Here is a 16,459-nt window from a genome sequence, read left to right on the forward strand (position 1 = left end):
CTCAGCTGCCACCCCACACGGTACGTTTTCGCGCCGAAGCACTAAATTTTCGAGATTTTGGGCCACTATTTACGAAAACGTACCGCGTCGTTCTAGTACCCGGCGGTTAAAACATGAGTAACCCCGCTCGCCCATCGTGGGGAGCGGGGTTTAACGCTTAGTTCTGCGTGAACAGCGTGCTGCTTAGAGCAGGCCGATCAGCTTCTTGGCGCCGGAAGCCATGTCACCCAGGTTGTAGAGGATGGTGAGGATATCGCCGATGATGCCGGTGGAAGAAAGGGTACCCATTGTAAATCTCCTTGGGATTGAAAGTGTGTGTTTAGTGCTGCCCCATTAGGGGAGCAAGCTTACTTGGAGGACAGGCCCTCGAGAGCGGAGGTGTCCGGCTCGATGGTGTAGTCGCTGCCCTGAGATACTGCACCGGAAATGGTGTCAAAGACCTTAGCGAAGCCGCCGAAGAGCTTCTTGATGCCCTCAGCGAAATCAGCGAAGTGGCCGAGCTGGTCAGCGATGAAAGAAAGATCCATTATGGTCTCCTCTTGTGAAGTCCGGGTAGAGAATGTGCCCGGAGGGGTTTGCGGTTTGCAGACACCCTCAGCGGGCGTCACAGGAAACTATTTTGGCACACCTCCCCCGCAATGCAAATGGATGACGTCGTTACTTTCCTCACTGAATCGATGCCCCAAACAAACATTCGCCAAATGTTATTTATTAACCTTTTGTTCACTTTGCCTGCACAAACCCCACCAGCTGCGGAAACGCAGCTCTTTAAAGTCCACCGAGATAAAAGTTTGCTCGGACATGTAACAACAACTCCACAGAGAGCGATTCATAGGTGCCAGAAGCCTTGAAATTGACCGGAAAATTTTTCATCTGACAAAGCAAATATACCCCTAAACGGGGTTAGCTAAGGACACGATACGGTCTCAACGCAGAGAACGCTCCCCACGCAGAAGCGCGGGGAGCGTTCTTTTTGTTATTAACCGAGGCCGCAAAGCGCCTCGACTCGGGGAGCGATAGCTTAGAAGCCCATGCCACCCATTGCGTCAGCGTCCGGCATGCCAGCGCCTGCACCAGCCGGCTCCGGCTTATCAGCCACAACCGCCTCGGTGGTCAGGAACAGTGCAGCGATGGACGCAGCATTCTGCAGAGCAGAGCGGGTAACCTTGACCGGGTCATTGATGCCAGCGGCCATAAGGTCTACGTACTCGCCAGTAGCGGCGTTGAGGCCCTGACCTGCCGGCAGGGACGCAACCTTGTCGGCGACAACGCCCGGCTCCAGGCCAGCGTTCTGAGCAATCTGCTTCAGCGGAGCAGACAGTGCCTCGCGGACGATCTTGACGCCGGTGGCCTCGTCACCGGTGAGGTCGGAGAGGGAATCCAGAACCTCGGCTGCCTGCAGCAGAGCCACGCCACCGCCGGCAACGATGCCCTCCTCCACAGCAGCCTTAGCGTTACGCACAGCATCCTCGATGCGGTGCTTGCGTTCCTTGAGCTCCACCTCGGTAGCAGCGCCGACCTTGAGAACTGCCACGCCGCCGGCCAGCTTGGCCAGGCGCTCCTGCAGCTTCTCACGGTCGTAATCGGAGTCGGAGTTCTCGATCTCGGCGCGGATCTGCTTGATGCGGCCGTCGATCTGCTCCTGGGAACCAGCGCCCTGAACGATGGTGGTCTCATCCTTGGTCACAACGACCTTGCGGGCCTGACCCAGGTACTCGATCTCAGCGGTCTCGAGGGAGAGGCCGACCTCTTCGGAGATGACCTGGCCGCCGGTAAGGATGGCCATGTCCTGCAGGGTGGCCTTGCGGCGGTCACCGAAGCCCGGAGCCTTCACGGCAACGGACTTGAAGGTGCCACGAATCTTGTTGACCACGAGGGTGGACAGAGCCTCGCCCTCAACATCTTCGGCGATGATGAGCAGCGGCTTGCCGGTCTGCATGACCTTCTCCAGCAGCGGGACGAGGTCCTTGATGTTGGAGATCTTGGAGGAGACCAGCAGGATGTACGGGTCTTCCAGGACTGCCTCCTGGCGCTCCATATCGGTAGCGAAGTAGCCGGAGATGTAGCCCTTGTCGAAGCGCATACCTTCGGTGACCTCAAGGTCAACGCCGAAGGTGTTGGACTCCTCAACGGTGATAACGGAATCCTTGTTCACGGAACCGTTGCCCACGGTGTACATGGCTTCAGCGATCTTCTCGCCGATAGCCGGGTCTGCAGCGGAAATGCCAGCGGTGGTAGCGATCTCTTCCTGGGTCTCTACTTCCTTGGCGGAAGCCAGCAGGGAGTCCACAACCTTCTTGGTAGCGGTCTCGATACCGCGCTTGATACCCATCGGGTTGGAACCAGCGGCCACGTTGCGCAGGCCCTCGCGGACGAGTGCCTGGGCCAGAACGGTAGCGGTGGTGGTACCGTCACCGGCCACGTCATCAGTCTTCTTGGCTACTTCCTTGACCAGCTCAGCACCGATCTTCTCGTAGGGGTCCTCGAGCTCGATCTCGCGCGCGATGGAGACACCGTCGTTAGTAATGGTCGGGGCGCCCCAGGACTTCTCCAGGACGACGTTGCGGCCCTTCGGGCCGAGGGTGACCTTGACGGCGTCGGCAAGCGTGTTGAGACCACGCTCGAGGCCGCGACGTGCCTCTTCATCGAAGGCAATGATCTTTGCCATGTGTTTGTGCTCCTTAAGCTTTGTTGAGGACGACACTCACGTCTGATCTATGACGGACGCCCGCGACGGCACGGCTGGCGAGTGTTCTCCAGCCCCAACCACATAGATGACTCGGTTTATTTCTGGCACTTGCGAAGTGGAAGTGCTAGCGACCATTCTGGCACTCTCCCCCATCGACTGCAAGGTTCAACACGAACGCTATAAGCGAACGGGCGGTGCTGTCGCACCGCCCATGACGTTCCGTATCGCCCGTTAGCTTAAGAAGCCTTCTTCGCTGTCCACTTATATGCCGCCGTAATAGCACCAATAAAGAGGATGACGCCGATGATCTTGGAGGCCGTGCCGCCGGAGAAGATCTCAAGCGGGGACTCGCCGGCCGACGCCGCAATGAGACCCGCGTTGACCACGCCGAACAGGGACTCGCCGACGATGAGGCCGGTAGCCAGGAGGGTTCCCATGCGCTTGGCAAAGTCCGGGCTGGCCTGGCGCGCTGCCCAGCGGTTGTAGAAGAAGCCCAGGAAAGCACCACTCGGCACCACAATGGTGATGGCGGCCGGCAGGTACATGCCCATACCCACGGCCAGCGGGGATAGCGAGTACTTGTCGGTGAAGTGGCGCAGACACTCATCAATCACGATGACGACCGCACCAATAGCGGCGCCCAACCCGATGAGATTCCACGGCAAGGAGTTATCGAAGATACCGGAAGCCACCGAGGACATGAGCGCTGCCTGCGGTGCAGCCAAGGCATCTTCGCCAGCACCTTCCATGCCTTGGAAACCGAAGCCGGTAAGCATAATCTGCAGAATCGGCGGAATCACCAAAGAACCAAAGAGAACACCGATAATGAGCGCTACCTGCTGCTTCCATGGAGTAGCGCCGACGAGCTGACCGGTCTTGAGGTCCTGGAGGTTGTCATTCGAAATGGTGGCGATACCGAAGACAATGGCCGCCGTGAACAACGTATAGGCCACGAGTGAGAGCGGCTGGGCATCCGTTCCGCGGGTCACGGCCGCAATGATGAGGGCGGCGACGATGACCGCAATGATGCCGATGGAGGAAATCGGCGAGTTCGACGCACCGATAAGGCCTGCCATGTAGCCACAGACAGAAGCGATGATGAGGCCCACGAGCAAGGTGAAGAGAACCGAGACCGTAATGAGGACACCCATGTGGTCATGAATATCGGTACCGCGAACGAAGTTCCACAGCAGCAGGCCAATCGGAACCATGAGGATAAGAATGGTGCCAACGACATACGGAGCCGGAATATCCTGCTCCTCCACGGCCACCTGCTGGCCTTCCTTGCGGTTGCGGGAGGAAGCGAAAGACTCAGCCATGCCCTTGGCAATTGGCCCAGCAATCTTAATGAGCGTCCAGATAGCGGCAATGGCCATGGTGCCCACACCAACGAAGCGAATCTTGCCGGAGAAGACCGTGCTGACGGTCTCCATGAGGGCAGCCGGGTCCCCTAGTGCCTCACCACCGGTGAAGATGGGTAGCAGGAAGATATAGGAGATCACCACGCCAACGAGCATGGCGATACCCACGGCAAGGCCCACGAGGTGGCCCACACCAATGAGTGCGAGGGACAGGGAGGAGCCAAACATCGTGGCACCGGAACCCAGCTTGAAGTAAGCAGTCACCTCAGACGCTGCGGCCTTCATTGCGGCAAGGAGCGCCATAACAGCGGAGAGGATGCCACCGAAGACGATGACGTGCAGGCCTTTGGTGTTTTCCTCGTGGGCGGCCTCACCTTCGGCACCGGTACTATCGCCCACCTTGAGGACCTCAGCCGCGGCCACGCCTTCCGGATACGGCAGGTCGGAACCAGTCACCAGCGCGCGGCGCAGCGGAATGGAATACATGACACCGAGGACACCGCCGATGGCACAGACCGCGGCGGTATCGACGAAGGAAAAGCCCTGCCAGTAGCCCACCATGACCAGACCAGGCAGGACGAAGATGATGGCAGAAAGCGTACCGGCCGCCGAGGCGATGGTCTGCACAATGTTGTTCTCTTTGACATTGTGCCCGGCAAAGCGGCGTAGAACCGCCATGGAAATGACGGCGGCAGGAATAGACGTGGCGAACGTCAGACCCACTTTGAGACCGAGGTACACGTTGGCGGCGGTAAAAATCAGAGTGATGAGTCCACCGATAACGATGCCGCGAAGTGTCAGCTCGCGGAGCGTGGACTGGGAACCTTCGGCGGTGGTCGTCGCCATGTCAGGTCCTTTCTAAGGAATAGTTACTAGAACCTGGAATATATTACTCCCTACTTGTCGATAGACCGATTCCGGGATGCGAGTAGGTTGTAGAGCATGACCACTATTTCTGATTTTGTGACCACTGACCGCGACACCATCTTCCGTCAGCTCAGCGAGCTCGTCTCCTTTAATTCCGTCCACAATGAACCAGGCCTGGAGGACCAGACCGCGAAGGCGGCGGAGTGGGTTCACGCCGCGCTTGCCGACGTCGACTTCACCCCCGAAGCCATCACCACTGCTGATGGTTCCACGGCAATCGTCGCCAAGCGCAAGGGCAAGGACGGCGCAAAGACCGTTTTGCTGTACTCGCACTATGACGTCGTGCCTGCCGGCAACCCGGAAGCCTGGGACTCCGATCCTTTCACCCTGACTGAGCACGATGGTCGCTGGTACGGCCGTGGTGCTGCCGACTGCAAGGGCAACGTTGCCATGCATCTGGCAGCCCTGCGCGCTCTGGATGCTGTCGGCGGGACGGACCTCAACCTCACCGTCCTCATCGAGGGCTCAGAGGAGCGCGGCGGCGAGGGCCTGTCTGCACTCATCGAGGAACGCCCGGAGCTTTTTGCTGCCGACGCTATCCTCATCGCTGATGCCGGCAACGCCAAGGTCGGCGTGCCGACGCTGACGACCTCCCTGCGCGGCGGTTCCCAGATCAACGTCAAGGTTTCCACCCTCCACTCGGCTGTGCACTCCGGCCAGTTCGGCGGCGCGGCTCCCGACGCCGTCAAGGCGCTTATGCGCACGCTGGATTCCCTCACGGATGAGTATGGCCGCACGACTATCGACGGCGTCGATTGTGAAGGCACCTGGCCGCTGGCCGAGGGCCAGGACACCGCCTACAGCGAGGAGAACTTCCGCGCTGATGCCCAGATGCTCGACGGTACCGAGGTCATGGGCGCGAAAGACCCAGCCGGCGCCACCGCCATCGCGGACATGATTTGGGCCCGCCCAGCAGTGACCATCACCGGCTTTACCTCAACCCCGGTGGCCGAGGCCGTCAACGCCGTGCCGGCCACCGCAGAGGCCAACATCAACCTGCGCACCCCCGCCACCATGGATCCCCGCGCCACCGCGGAAGCCGTGGCCGAGCACCTGAAGAAACACGTGCCCTGGGGCGCGCACATTGAGGTCACCATTCTCGAGGCCAACCTGGGCTTTGAAACCGACCCGGCCAAGCCCGCCGTCGCGCTGCTCGGCGAGTGCCTCGGCGAGGCCTACGGGGCGGAGACCATCACCCAGGGCATGGGTGGCTCCATCCCGCTAACCGTGGAACTGCAGGACAAGCACCCGAACGCGGAGATTGCTCTCTTTGGCGTCGAGGAGCCGCAGTGCACCATCCACTCCGCCAACGAATCGGTTGACCCGACTGAGATTGAGAAGATTGCCATCGCCGAAGCACTGTTCCTGCAGCGCTTCGCCTAAGGCGCGGTAAGGGGGCCTCTGCCTGCAGGGTGCCCCTATATAACTGTGTGAAAAGAAAAGTGTGAAAATTTAAGCCCCAATCTGTAGGATGAGCACTAGTCAATGCCTGCCATTGCGGTGGGTTTAGCCCCGTCCCAAACCTGGAAAGGACGCCCCCGCAACAACCGTGCTCACTCTCTTCAGCGCCCTGGTTCTCACCACCATCGCCGCTCCTTTTCTCATCTTCTACCTCGGCCGGCGAGCCTTCGGTCTTCTCGCGATTGTGCCCGCCGTCGGGTTCTTTTGGGTGCTACATCAACTCACCGAAGGTACGTTGCGAGACGGCCATCAGCTCGCCTTCGACGCTGAGTGGATGCCCGCCGCGCACCTCGATATCAGCTTCCGCATGGACGCGCTCTCCGCACTGTTCAGCCTTATCGTCCTTGGCGTGGGCGCCTTAGTACTCATCTATTGTTGGGGGTATTTCGACCATTCGCGTCGCCGGCTAGCGCTCTTCGGTGGGCAAATGGTGGGCTTCGCCACGGCCATGTATGGCCTGGTGATTTCCGATAACTTCCTGTTGCTCTACGTCTTCTGGGAAATCACCTCCCTGCTCTCCTTCCTCCTGGTGAGCTACTACGGCGAGCGCGCCTCCTCGCGCCGTGCCGCGCAGCAGGCCCTCATGGTCACCGCCCTCGGCGGCCTCACCATGCTCGTGGGCATTATTCTGCTGGGCCGGCAGACTGGCGCATGGTCCTTCACCGCCATTGCATCCACCGAACAGCTGGCAAACACGCCGTACCTCACCGTGGCCATCGTGCTTATTCTGTGCGGCGCGCTGTCGAAATCCGCTATCGCCCCGGCCCATTTCTGGCTGCCGGGCGCTATGGCCGCCCCGACTCCGGTCTCGGCCTACCTGCACTCCGCTGCCATGGTTAAGGCCGGTATCTACCTTGTGGCACGCTTGGCTCCCTGGGTGCACGACATTTCCACGTGGCACCTCGTGGTGCTGCCCTTGGGTGCTTTCACCATGCTGCTCGGCGGCTGGATGGCGCTCAAGCAGCGCGATCTCAAGCTCATCTTGGCCTACGGTACGGTCTCCCAGCTGGGGTTTATCACCACCATCATTGCCATCGGCTCCCGCGAAGCCATGCAGGCAGGCCTTGCGCTGACCTTTGCGCACTCTCTGTTTAAGGCCGCGCTCTTCATGATTGTTGGTGCGATCGACCATGCGTCGGGAACGAGGGACATCGACAAGCTTGCAGGGCTGGGCAAGAAGAAACCATTCCTGTACATCCTCGCCATCATCCCCGCTATGTCCATGGCGGGTGTCCCACCCCTGTTGGGCTTCGTGTCCAAGGAGGCCACGCTCGAAGCGATTATGGGTGAGGACCTGCTCGTCGGCATGCCACGCAATATGCTCCTCGTGGCCGTCGTCGCGGGTTCCGCACTAACCATGGCCTATGCGCTGCGCTTCCTCTGGGGCGCCTTCGCCGCCAAGGGGCAGGAGGAGCCTTCTGAGGCCGTTGCCGCCATGCACCCGGTGGGTCCTTTCCTGTGGATCCCGCCGGCCGCGCTGACGCTGCTCACCATCTTCTTTGGCCTTTCGCCCACGCCGCTTTCCCACGGCATCACGCAGCACCTCAACAACACCTATGGCGCGGACGAAGCCTCCCACCTCGCACTGTGGCATGGCTGGACCATCCCGTTGCTGCTGTCGGCGGTCATCATTGTCGCCGGTGTGGTGCTGCACTGGCAGCGCCGAGCGCTCGCCAAGGCACAGTTCACCTACCCGGCGCTGGGCTCGGCGGACAAGGCCTACGACACCGTCATCAACTCCCTGCGCCAGCTCTCGCTGCGTACCACTGCCTCGACGCAGCGCGGTTCGCTGCAGTTCAACCTGACGGTCATCTTTGCCACGCTCATGGTGCTGCCCATCATTATGTTGATCCGCGGTGACCTCACCAACGTCCACATGATCGTGGCGGAAAACCCCTGGCAGGCTATCGCCGCGGCCATCATTATCATCGCCGCGGTGGGCGCAACGGTGCTGGATAACCGCCTCTCTGGCGTCATTGTTGTCGGCGTGACCGGCTACGCGCTGTCCTTCATTTTTGCCCTCCATGGTGCACCGGACCTAGCGCTGACGCAGCTGCTGGTGGAGACCATCATCATGGTGCTCTTCATGCTGGTTCTGCGCCGCATGCCCTCCAATACCGAATGGAAGCAGGACCCCAAGATTGGTCGCCTGCGCGCCTGGCTCGCCGTCGGCGTGGGTCTCACGGTGACCGTCGTGGGTATGTTCGCTGTCAACGCGCGCCGCGAGGAACCCATCTCGCAATACATGCCGGAGTTGGCCAAGGAGATTGGCCACGGCGCTAATACCGTCAACGTATTGCTCGTGGACCTGCGTGCGTGGGATACCTTCGGCGAAATCACCGTGCTCATCATCGCCACGACGGGCATTTCCTCGCTCGTCTTCCGCACTCAAAGCTTTGCGCGTGCTTCCCGCCGCCCCACCCTCCGGGTTACGGGCCGCCGCTGGCTGGCCGCGGGCGTGGAATCGGAGAAAGCTCTCAACCGTTCCCTCATGGTGGATGTCAGCACTCGTCTGCTCTTCCCGTCCATGATGGTGCTGTCTCTTTACTTCTTCTTCAGCGGCCACAACGCCCCGGGCGGTGGATTTGCCGGTGGCCTTGTCGCAGCACTTGCGCTGATCCTGCGCTACTTGGCGGGTGGCCGCGCAGAGCTCGAGGAAGCGCTGCCGCTCGACGGCGGCCGCACCATGGCGGTAGGTCTGCTCCTTTCCCTCGGTGCGGTGGTCACCCCGATGTTCTTCGGCTATCCGCCACTGACCACGGCCTATACGAAGTTGCCCATCCCGCTGATTGGGGATGTGTCTCTACCCTCGGCGCTGATTTTCGACGCCGGCGTCTACCTCATCGTCGTGGGCCTCGCGCTCTGCACGTTGACGTCGCTAGGCGCGAAGCTCGATGAGGAAGAGGAGATGCGTAAGCAGCGAGCCCGCGACCGCGCTCGATCCTTGGCCCGCCGCTCAAAGGAGAAAGAGAAAGGACACGCCTAATGGATGCCAATTTGATGCTTCTGCTGGCTGCAGGCGTGCTCTGCGGGGCCGGGGTCTACCTCTTGCTGGACCGCGCGATGACCAAGATGCTGCTCGGCATTTTGTTGCTGGGCAACGGCGCCAACCTCTTCATGCTCATGGCCGGTGGCCAGGCAGGCTCGCCGCCAATCGACGGCCGCACCTCCCGGCCCTACGGCGAACAGATCGCCGACCCACTGGCGCAAGGCATGATCCTCACCGCCATCGTCATTTCCATGGCGCTGACCGGTTTCATCCTGACCTTGGCCTACCGCCAATACCGTTACCGCAGTGCGGACGTTATTGAGGATGACACCGAGGACACCGCTATTGCGGCAATGGCCTCACGCCCAGGCAATGCGTCCGCAGCGCCGGACCATGATGCCTCCAATGACCCGGCCACGGGCCGCGCCACCAAGGAAGGCGACAAGTTTGGTCCGCAGGTCTTTGAGGAACCGGTAAAGGAGGCCAATGATGACTGAGTCCATCGCCTCCGCTGTGCATGCACTGCTGCCCTATGTCAGCTACCTCATTCCGCTGCCGATTATCATTCCGGCGTTCGCGGCCGTCCTCGCCATCTTGTGCTCCCGCAGCGTAAACGCTCAACGCCGCGTTGCGTTCTTCTCCCTGCTCACCTTGGCTGCGGTCAATGCCATGTTGATTTTCATCGCGGATACGGCCGGTATCCAGACCTTGCAGGTGGGCGGCTGGGATGCCCCAGTGGGTATCACGCTGGTGGCAGACCGTTTGTCCACGGTCATGTTGTTCACCTCCTCCGTCGTGCTCTTCTCCGTGATGTGGTACGCCATTTCACAGGGAGTGCGCGATGGCACGAAGGACGAGCCGGTGGCAGTCTTCCTGCCGACGTACATGCTGCTCACCATGGGCGTGAACGTGTCTTTCCTGGCGGGCGACCTGTTCAACCTCTACGTGGGCTTCGAGATTTTCCTCGTGGCCTCCTATGTACTGCTCACGCTGGGCGCAACGGCGGCTCGTGTGCGCGCCGGCGTGGGATACGTCATGGTGTCGATGGCCTCCTCGCTCATCTTCGTGCTGGCCCTGGCCTATGTCTACGCCACGGTGGGAACGATGAACATGGCGCAGATCGGCATCCGCATGGAGGACATCCCCGAGGGAACGCGCACCGCGGTGTTCTCGGTACTGCTCATCGCCTTCGGCATTAAAGCGGCTATCTTCCCGCTGGATGCGTGGCTGCCGGACTCCTACCCCACCGCGCCCTCACTGGTCACCGCGGTGTTTGCGGGCCTGCTCACCAAGGTCGGTGTCTACTCCATCATCCGCGCTCGTACCTCCATCTTTACCAATGGTGGGCTCGATACCCTGCTCATGTGGGTCGCGCTGGCTACCATGCTCGTCGGTATCTTGGGCGCCATTGCCCAATCCGATATCAAGCGTTTGTTGTCCTTTACCTTGGTCAGCCACATCGGCTACATGGTCTTCGGCGTGGCCCTCGGCACCGCACAAGGCTTGTCCGGCGCCATCTTCTACGCCGTGCACCACATTCTGGTGCAAACCACGCTCTTCCTCGTCGTCGGCCTTATCGAGCGCCAGGCCGGAACCTCCTCACTGCGCCGATTGGGATCACTCATCTACAGCGCACCGCTTATCGCCATTTTGTACTTCATTCCGGCGATCAACCTCGGCGGTATTCCGCCGTTCTCCGGCTTCCTGGGCAAGATCATGCTCTTGGAGGCCGGCGCGAACGAGGGCTCTTGGCTGTCCTGGGTGCTTATTGGCGGAGCGATTCTGACGTCGCTGCTGACCCTCTACGTCATGGTGCTGGTCTGGGCCAAGGGCTTCCTGCGTGACCGTGCTGATGCTCCGGAAGGCCACCTGGCGATGGTGCGCCCCTCCCCACTGGGCGAGGTTACCGAGTACGTCGATGTGAAGGAACGCGATGACGTCGGCCGCGTGCCCTTCGGCATGCTGGCCTCCACCAGCCTGCTGGTTATCGCCTCGGTGTCCATGACCTTCCTGGCAGGCCCCATTTCGGGCGTGACTACCCGCGCAGCCACGTCGGCTCAGGATGATTCCATCTACCGCTATGCGGTACTGGGTGATTCCTTTGAGAACCCCACCCGCCACCTCGATCCGAAGGACCGCTACGACAGCGGCGCGGACTCGTTGCAGAACCGCAGCGAGCCCCTGCCGGAGCGAATGCCGGCGGAGCCGACACGGGAGACGTCGGCAAGCGCGACGGCTCCCCTGCCTACCTCCGTAGGCACTGCTGAAGAGGAGGTCGCACGATGAAACTCTCCGGTTTCAAGCACCGCTTCCGGCCCTGGTTCGTGGTGTGGATTGTGGTCATGTGGTGCCTGCTGATGGGTGAGGTAACCGTGGCCAACCTCGTTGGCGGCCTGCTGGTGGGCCTGTTCATCTTCCTGGCGCTACCGCTGCCAGCCATGCCCGTGGAGGGCATTTCGGTGAGCTGGGGCAAGCTCTTTGTCTTTGCCGCCGGCTGGTTCGTCGATCTGCTCGAGGCCTCCATCAAGGTGGGCTGGCTGGCTGTGCGCCCGCAGCCTGTACCCAAGACCGCCATTGTGAAAGTGCCCATGCGCGTGGAGAATGAGTTTGTACTTTCGCTGGCCGTGAGCCTGTACAACCTGCAGCCGGGCGGAACGGTCTCTGATATCGACATTGCCAACCGTATGCTCACCATCCACCTGCTCAACGCCGACTCCGAAGGCCACCTCGAACGCGAAATCGCCGCGGTGCGCAAGTTGGAGGCGGACATGATAGCCATCTTTGAAAGGAGCCACGCCTAATGGATACGGGACTTTATGAAATCCTGCTCACGGTGGCTGCCGGCTTCCTCGTGGTGGCCTTCCTCATCACAACGTGGCGCATCGTCGTCGGCCCCAATTCGCTCGACCGGCTCGTTGCCATGGACGGATTCGTGGCCATGTTCCAATGCGCCATGGCCACCTATATCTGCTGGACACTGGACACGACGGTATCCAACGCCATGCTCGTCGTCGCACTGCTGGGCTTTATCTCCACGGTGTCTGTCACCCGATTTAGGAAGAGGGACTCATGAGTTACGCCCTGATTTCCGATGTCCTCTCGATCATCCTCATCCTGGTCGGCTCTATCCTCATTCTGGCCGCTGCCATTGGCGTTGCACGATTTAGTGACACCATGGCGCGCGTGCATGCCATTTCCAAGCCACAAACCACCGGGCTTATCTTCACCATTCTGGGCGCACTCATCAAGGTGACGGGCTCGGAGGACTTCAGCGTGGCGGAACGCGGGGACCTGGGCATCCTTATCTTGCTCGTGCTTTTTGCCATGATCACCAGCCCTGTCACCGCGCAGCGAACTACCCGTATTGCCCGCCGCGAGGGCCTCTACGGCACGGCCGAATCGATGACGCGCAATGAGCATCCGGCGACGCGTTCTATGCGCCGAAAATAGTTAACGGTGGTTCGCTCACCTTTAAGGATGCGCTGCTCGTATATTCTCCTAAGGACACATTTCATCATCTGAGGAGAATTTCCGTGAAGAAGCTGCAGGGCATCCCGACGATCTGCGCTGTCCTCGCGCTGGGGATCGCAGTGATGGTCTACCGTATCATCCAGTTCGACGGCCACAAGGCATTCACATTCATCCTCCCCTTCGACCTGGCTATTTACCGCATGGCGGGCGAGGACCTCAACGCGGGCGGGCTGCTGTACGACGCCCCCTATATCTACGAGTTCCCCTTTACCTACCCGCCGTTTGCGGGAATTCTCTTCCAGGTCCTGCCGTTCTTCAGCAAAGATACTCTCACCATCCTTTGGCCGGCGTTGATGTTCCTGGCGATGCTGGCCATTGTGGTGATGATTTTCCGCGAACGCGGCGTCAAACTCACTCCTGCGGCCATCCTCGTCGCGGTGTTGCTCACCGCGCTGACGCCGGCAAATGAGACGATGCATGGCTCCCTGTACTACGGGCAGGTCAATGTCTTCCTCATGTTCCTCGTGGCTCTAGATTTCTTGCCGATGAAGCGCCGCCTGCCCGGAATTGGCATCGGCCTGGCAGCGGGTATCAAGCTCACGCCGGCCTACATGGGGCTAGCCCTCCTCTTTGAGAAGCGCTGGTGGGCCGCTGTGGGCTCCGTCGTGACCTTCCTGGTCACCGTGGTGCTCGGCTTCATCTTTGTGCCGGATGCCATGAATTTCTGGACCGACGCGATGTTCAATTCCTCGCGCGTTGGCGAACATGCCAACCCCGGGGCAAAGTCGCTACGCTCGCTCATGTTCCGCCTGTGGGGCATCGACGGCGGAATCCTGTGGCTGCTGGCAGTCTTGATCATCTTCGTGCTCACGTGCCTGGCGCTGCGCACTGCCTACAAGCGCGGCAACCGTACTGCCGCCTTCGCGCTGACGGGTATTAGCACCTGCTTGGTCTCGCCCTTCTCCTGGTACCACCACTTCGTGTGGACCTTGCCCTTGGTGATCATGGTCTTCGTGGCCGTCAACCAAGCGGTGGGCAAGCGCGTTAGCGGTAAGTTCGGCGAGCAGCTCGCCGCCCTTGCGGCGCTGGCTGCGCTCTTCGTGGTGTCTCTGCCCTTCATGTCGGTGCCGGTGTGGTTCTCCATGTCCTCGGCCAACCTCGACTCGATGACGTCCTTCCAGCCGTGGGCCACGTCCCTGTGGACGCTGTCCTGCATCCTCTTCATTGCCGGCTACGCCCTGTGGGGCTTCATCGCCCCGCGCCCGAAGGCCGGCACGGCGGTTCCGGCGTCGAAGGCTTAGTCCTCAGCCAGCGGCAGCAGCTGCTCCATCTCGTCCGCGGTCGCCTTAACTACCTTCTGCCAGCTTCCGGTCTCCTGATACAGGCGGCGCTGGCGCTCATAGCCCGCCCCGCCGTCGATGATTTCCTGCACCAGCTGCAGCTCCTTGGCGCAGCCGAGCTCTTCAGAAAGCGGGGCCAGCTCCACCAGCAGATCCGCTAGCTCGTCTTTGACCCAGCGCTCATCCGTCGCACGTGAGGTGATGACCAGCGCGTCCATGCCATAGCGCGCCCCGCGCCACTTGTTCTCCGCCACGTGCCACGGCTGAAGGGTCGGCAGCTGCTCACCGGCGTCAAGCAGGCGGTCGTAGTAGACGACGAGACAGTGCGTGAGCGCCACGATGGCGGAGAGCTCGCGGAGGTTGGAGGTGGCGTCGGAAATGCGTACCTCCACCGTGCCCCACTTGGAGGCCGGGCGGATATCAAAGTGCATGGAGCCGGTGTGGTTGATGACTCCCGAAATGGCCTGGTCCCGCATGTAGGACTGCCACTGCGCCCAGTCCTCAAACTGATAGGGCATGCCCGCGGTGGGTAGCTGCTGGTACAGCATGGTGCGGTTGGAGGCGTAGCCAGTGTCGAGCCCTTCCCATGCCGGTGAGCAGGCAGAAATCGCCAACAAGTGCGGGTACTTCGTCATCAGGGCGTTGATGATGGGCCACACGCGGTCCTCGTGGCAAATGCCCACGTGCACGTGCGTGCCCCACAGCAGCATCTGCTGCCCCCAATACTGGGTTCGGTTGATGATTTCGGAATAAGCGGGCTTATCGGACACCGGGTTCTTCCGGAAGTCCGTAAAGGGGTGCCCGCCGGAAGCCCAGAGGCGCACGTCCATGGCGTCGGCCGCGTCACGCACTGCGCTAAGCGACGTCTCCAAGTCCCCCATGGCCTCCGGGACCGTTGCGCATACCCCGGTGACGAGCTCCACGGTGTTCTGGAGGAATTCCTTCTCCAGATGCACGTTGGGGTGGGAGGCACGGACGGCATCAATAAGCTCGGCACCACGCGGTACGAGATCCCAGGTCACTGGGTCAACGAGTGCAACCTCCCACTCGACACCGAGCGTGGGCTCAGGGGAGCGGGCGAACTTCTCTTCCGGAATATTCACCTGTCTATCGTATCTGTCAGGTGGATGAATCTAATAAGTTTTTATTCCTTAGGCCTGCGGAACTGCGAGGACCACGACGACAGCGTCGCCCTTGGTGTAGTCGCCGGTCAGCTCGGCCGGGTACGGCGCGATGGCACCGCCCGGAACGTTGCCGCCGTAGTATTGGGCTGCCAGTTCCTTGGCCAAGTTCTCCGCTGCGGCGTCGCCCTCCGGGAAGTAGATGGTGGTCTGCGGTGCGACGAGAACGTCACCGCTCAAGTTGCCCACCTCGGAGACGTTGAACTTCTCGGATTTGAGGCGCTCGGCCTCGTCGGCGGCGTAGTTAGCGCGGCCGGAGTTGTTGTAGACGTTGACCGGGATGTCTGCCTGCTGGCGGTCAGCGGCGGCACCTCCCTCGGAGCGGTCGCCGGCTTCAGCGTCCTTACCTGCGTTGGCATTATCCGCAGCCTTATCTGCGCCTTCGGCGCCATCCGTGCCCTCAGCACCGCCGGCGGTGCTGCCGCCCTCGGCTGCATCCTGCTGGCCACTGGCCGCGCCGCCCTGGTTCTCGCCTTCGGCACCACCGTTAGCGGGGCCGGCAACTGCGGCGTCGTTAGTACCCTCGGAGGCGACATTTTCAGACTTATCGGAGGTCATGGCGTAGAGCCCCCACATGCCGAGCATAACGGCCACGGCGATGAGCACCATGGCGAGGCCGCGCACGGGCAGCTTGGGTGCAGACGCAGCGGTGGAAGCGGGCGCAGCGGAGGCAGGCGCAGCGGAGGAAGCGGGCGAAGCAGAGTTTTCCGGATTCACATTAGTCACACAGGAAACTCTAGTAGCCAAAAGTGGTAGCGCGGCGCATTGCCACGCGCGGCGCGCCTAGTCGCCCGTGGAGCGCGCAGCACGGCGGACGTCCTCGCGGGCGTCGCGAAGCCGGCGCAGGCGAGCAACGAGGAGGGGGTAGGAAGAGTGGGCCGCGGGGACGTCGAGAAGCACGTTAAGGCGCTGGTGATAGCGCACTGGCGAGATGTCCAGCTGCGTGCGGATAGCCTCCTCCTTGGCGCCGATATCACGCGGGGCGTGGGACTCGAACTCCAAAATGGCGGCGTCTAGGTCTGACAGGGACTGCATGCTTA

General features: G+C 61.3%; 15 protein-coding genes. 8 read left to right on the forward strand and 7 right to left on the reverse strand.

The window, feature by feature from the left end; genetic code table 11:
* Positions 1-183: 183 nt before the first annotated feature.
* From QP922_RS07530 to QP922_RS07545, 4 genes are all read right to left on the reverse strand, one after another.
* Positions 184-288 (reverse strand): porin, encoded by a 105-nt coding sequence (locus QP922_RS07530; RefSeq protein WP_204099496.1) that lies wholly within the window; start codon positions 286-288, stop codon positions 184-186.
* Between the two features lie 59 nt (positions 289-347).
* Positions 348-527, reverse strand: a complete 180-nt coding sequence (locus QP922_RS07535; protein WP_204099495.1) for a PorH family porin — start codon at positions 525-527, stop codon at positions 348-350.
* Between the two features lie 494 nt (positions 528-1,021).
* A complete protein-coding gene (gene groL, locus QP922_RS07540) occupies positions 1,022-2,668 on the reverse strand; it encodes a chaperonin GroEL (protein WP_039676846.1) in 1,647 nt (548 codons plus the stop codon).
* A 257-nt stretch (positions 2,669-2,925) separates the two neighbouring features.
* On the reverse strand, positions 2,926-4,896 hold the full coding sequence (locus QP922_RS07545) for an OPT family oligopeptide transporter (RefSeq protein WP_284808691.1): 1,971 nt from the start codon (positions 4,894-4,896) through the stop codon (positions 2,926-2,928).
* Between the two features lie 96 nt (positions 4,897-4,992).
* Between QP922_RS07545 and QP922_RS07550 the strand changes: the two genes are divergently transcribed.
* From QP922_RS07550 to QP922_RS07585, 8 genes are all read left to right on the forward strand, one after another.
* Positions 4,993-6,360 carry a dipeptidase gene (locus tag QP922_RS07550; RefSeq protein WP_070670485.1) on the forward strand — a complete coding sequence of 456 codons (1,368 nt, stop codon included), beginning with the start codon at positions 4,993-4,995 and terminating at the stop codon, positions 6,358-6,360.
* A gap of 166 nt (positions 6,361-6,526) precedes the next feature.
* Positions 6,527-9,424, forward strand: coding sequence for a Na+/H+ antiporter subunit A (locus tag QP922_RS07555; protein ID WP_070670482.1), 2,898 nt, complete (start codon positions 6,527-6,529; stop codon positions 9,422-9,424).
* A complete protein-coding gene (locus QP922_RS07560; protein WP_070670479.1) occupies positions 9,424-9,924 on the forward strand; it encodes a Na(+)/H(+) antiporter subunit C in 501 nt (166 codons plus the stop codon). The genes QP922_RS07555 and QP922_RS07560 overlap by 1 nt, the downstream gene beginning before the upstream one ends.
* Positions 9,917-11,713, forward strand: a complete 1,797-nt coding sequence (locus tag QP922_RS07565; RefSeq protein WP_070670476.1) for a Na+/H+ antiporter subunit D — start codon at positions 9,917-9,919, stop codon at positions 11,711-11,713. The genes QP922_RS07560 and QP922_RS07565 overlap by 8 nt, the downstream gene beginning before the upstream one ends.
* On the forward strand, positions 11,710-12,228 hold the full coding sequence (locus tag QP922_RS07570) for a Na+/H+ antiporter subunit E (RefSeq protein WP_070670473.1): 519 nt from the start codon (positions 11,710-11,712) through the stop codon (positions 12,226-12,228). The genes QP922_RS07565 and QP922_RS07570 overlap by 4 nt, the downstream gene beginning before the upstream one ends.
* Entirely contained in the window at positions 12,228-12,500 is a 273-nt protein-coding gene (locus QP922_RS07575; protein WP_039676832.1) for a monovalent cation/H+ antiporter complex subunit F, read from the forward strand. The genes QP922_RS07570 and QP922_RS07575 overlap by 1 nt, the downstream gene beginning before the upstream one ends.
* A complete protein-coding gene (locus QP922_RS07580) occupies positions 12,497-12,877 on the forward strand; it encodes a monovalent cation/H(+) antiporter subunit G (RefSeq protein WP_284808692.1) in 381 nt (126 codons plus the stop codon). Before QP922_RS07575 ends, QP922_RS07580 begins: the two co-directional genes overlap by 4 nt.
* Positions 12,878-12,960: 83 nt before the next feature.
* Positions 12,961-14,199, forward strand: coding sequence for a glycosyltransferase 87 family protein (locus QP922_RS07585; protein ID WP_284808693.1), 1,239 nt, complete (start codon positions 12,961-12,963; stop codon positions 14,197-14,199).
* Here QP922_RS07585 and QP922_RS07590 read toward each other — a convergent pair.
* From QP922_RS07590 to QP922_RS07600, 3 genes are read right to left on the reverse strand one after another with little or no spacing between them, the layout of a single operon-like run.
* Positions 14,196-15,341: a glutamate--cysteine ligase gene (locus tag QP922_RS07590; protein WP_284808694.1), complete on the reverse strand. Its 1,146-nt coding sequence runs from the start codon at positions 15,339-15,341 to the stop codon at positions 14,196-14,198. The two genes, QP922_RS07585 and QP922_RS07590, sit on opposite strands and share 4 nt — an antisense overlap.
* A gap of 48 nt (positions 15,342-15,389) precedes the next feature.
* On the reverse strand, positions 15,390-16,145 hold the full coding sequence (locus tag QP922_RS07595; protein ID WP_141754566.1) for a LytR C-terminal domain-containing protein: 756 nt from the start codon (positions 16,143-16,145) through the stop codon (positions 15,390-15,392).
* Between the two features lie 57 nt (positions 16,146-16,202).
* Positions 16,203-16,454 (reverse strand): DUF3263 domain-containing protein, encoded by a 252-nt coding sequence (locus tag QP922_RS07600; RefSeq protein ID WP_070670460.1) that lies wholly within the window; start codon positions 16,452-16,454, stop codon positions 16,203-16,205.
* Positions 16,455-16,459 lie beyond the last annotated feature (5 nt).

It is taken from the genome of Corynebacterium sp. MSK218, assembly GCF_030232655.1.
Lineage (GTDB): Bacteria > Actinomycetota > Actinomycetes > Mycobacteriales > Mycobacteriaceae > Corynebacterium.

Excerpts from the sequence above, each read along its gene's own strand:
- QP922_RS07530 (WP_204099496.1), bottom strand. The coding sequence starts at position 288 with ATGGGTACCCTTTCTTCCACCGGCATCATCGGCGATATCCTCACCATC.
- QP922_RS07535 (WP_204099495.1), bottom strand. The coding sequence starts at position 527 with ATGGATCTTTCTTTCATCGCTGACCAGCTCGGCCACTTCGCTGATTTC.
- groL (WP_039676846.1), bottom strand. The coding sequence starts at position 2,668 with ATGGCAAAGATCATTGCCTTCGATGAAGAGGCACGTCGCGGCCTCGAG.
- QP922_RS07545 (WP_284808691.1), bottom strand. The coding sequence starts at position 4,896 with ATGGCGACGACCACCGCCGAAGGTTCCCAGTCCACGCTCCGCGAGCTG.
- QP922_RS07550 (WP_070670485.1), top strand. The coding sequence starts at position 4,993 with ATGACCACTATTTCTGATTTTGTGACCACTGACCGCGACACCATCTTC.
- QP922_RS07560 (WP_070670479.1), top strand. The coding sequence starts at position 9,424 with ATGGATGCCAATTTGATGCTTCTGCTGGCTGCAGGCGTGCTCTGCGGG.
- QP922_RS07565 (WP_070670476.1), top strand. The coding sequence starts at position 9,917 with ATGACTGAGTCCATCGCCTCCGCTGTGCATGCACTGCTGCCCTATGTC.
- QP922_RS07570 (WP_070670473.1), top strand. The coding sequence starts at position 11,710 with ATGAAACTCTCCGGTTTCAAGCACCGCTTCCGGCCCTGGTTCGTGGTG.
- QP922_RS07575 (WP_039676832.1), top strand. The coding sequence starts at position 12,228 with ATGGATACGGGACTTTATGAAATCCTGCTCACGGTGGCTGCCGGCTTC.
- QP922_RS07580 (WP_284808692.1), top strand. The coding sequence starts at position 12,497 with ATGAGTTACGCCCTGATTTCCGATGTCCTCTCGATCATCCTCATCCTG.
- QP922_RS07600 (WP_070670460.1), bottom strand. The coding sequence starts at position 16,454 with ATGCAGTCCCTGTCAGACCTAGACGCCGCCATTTTGGAGTTCGAGTCC.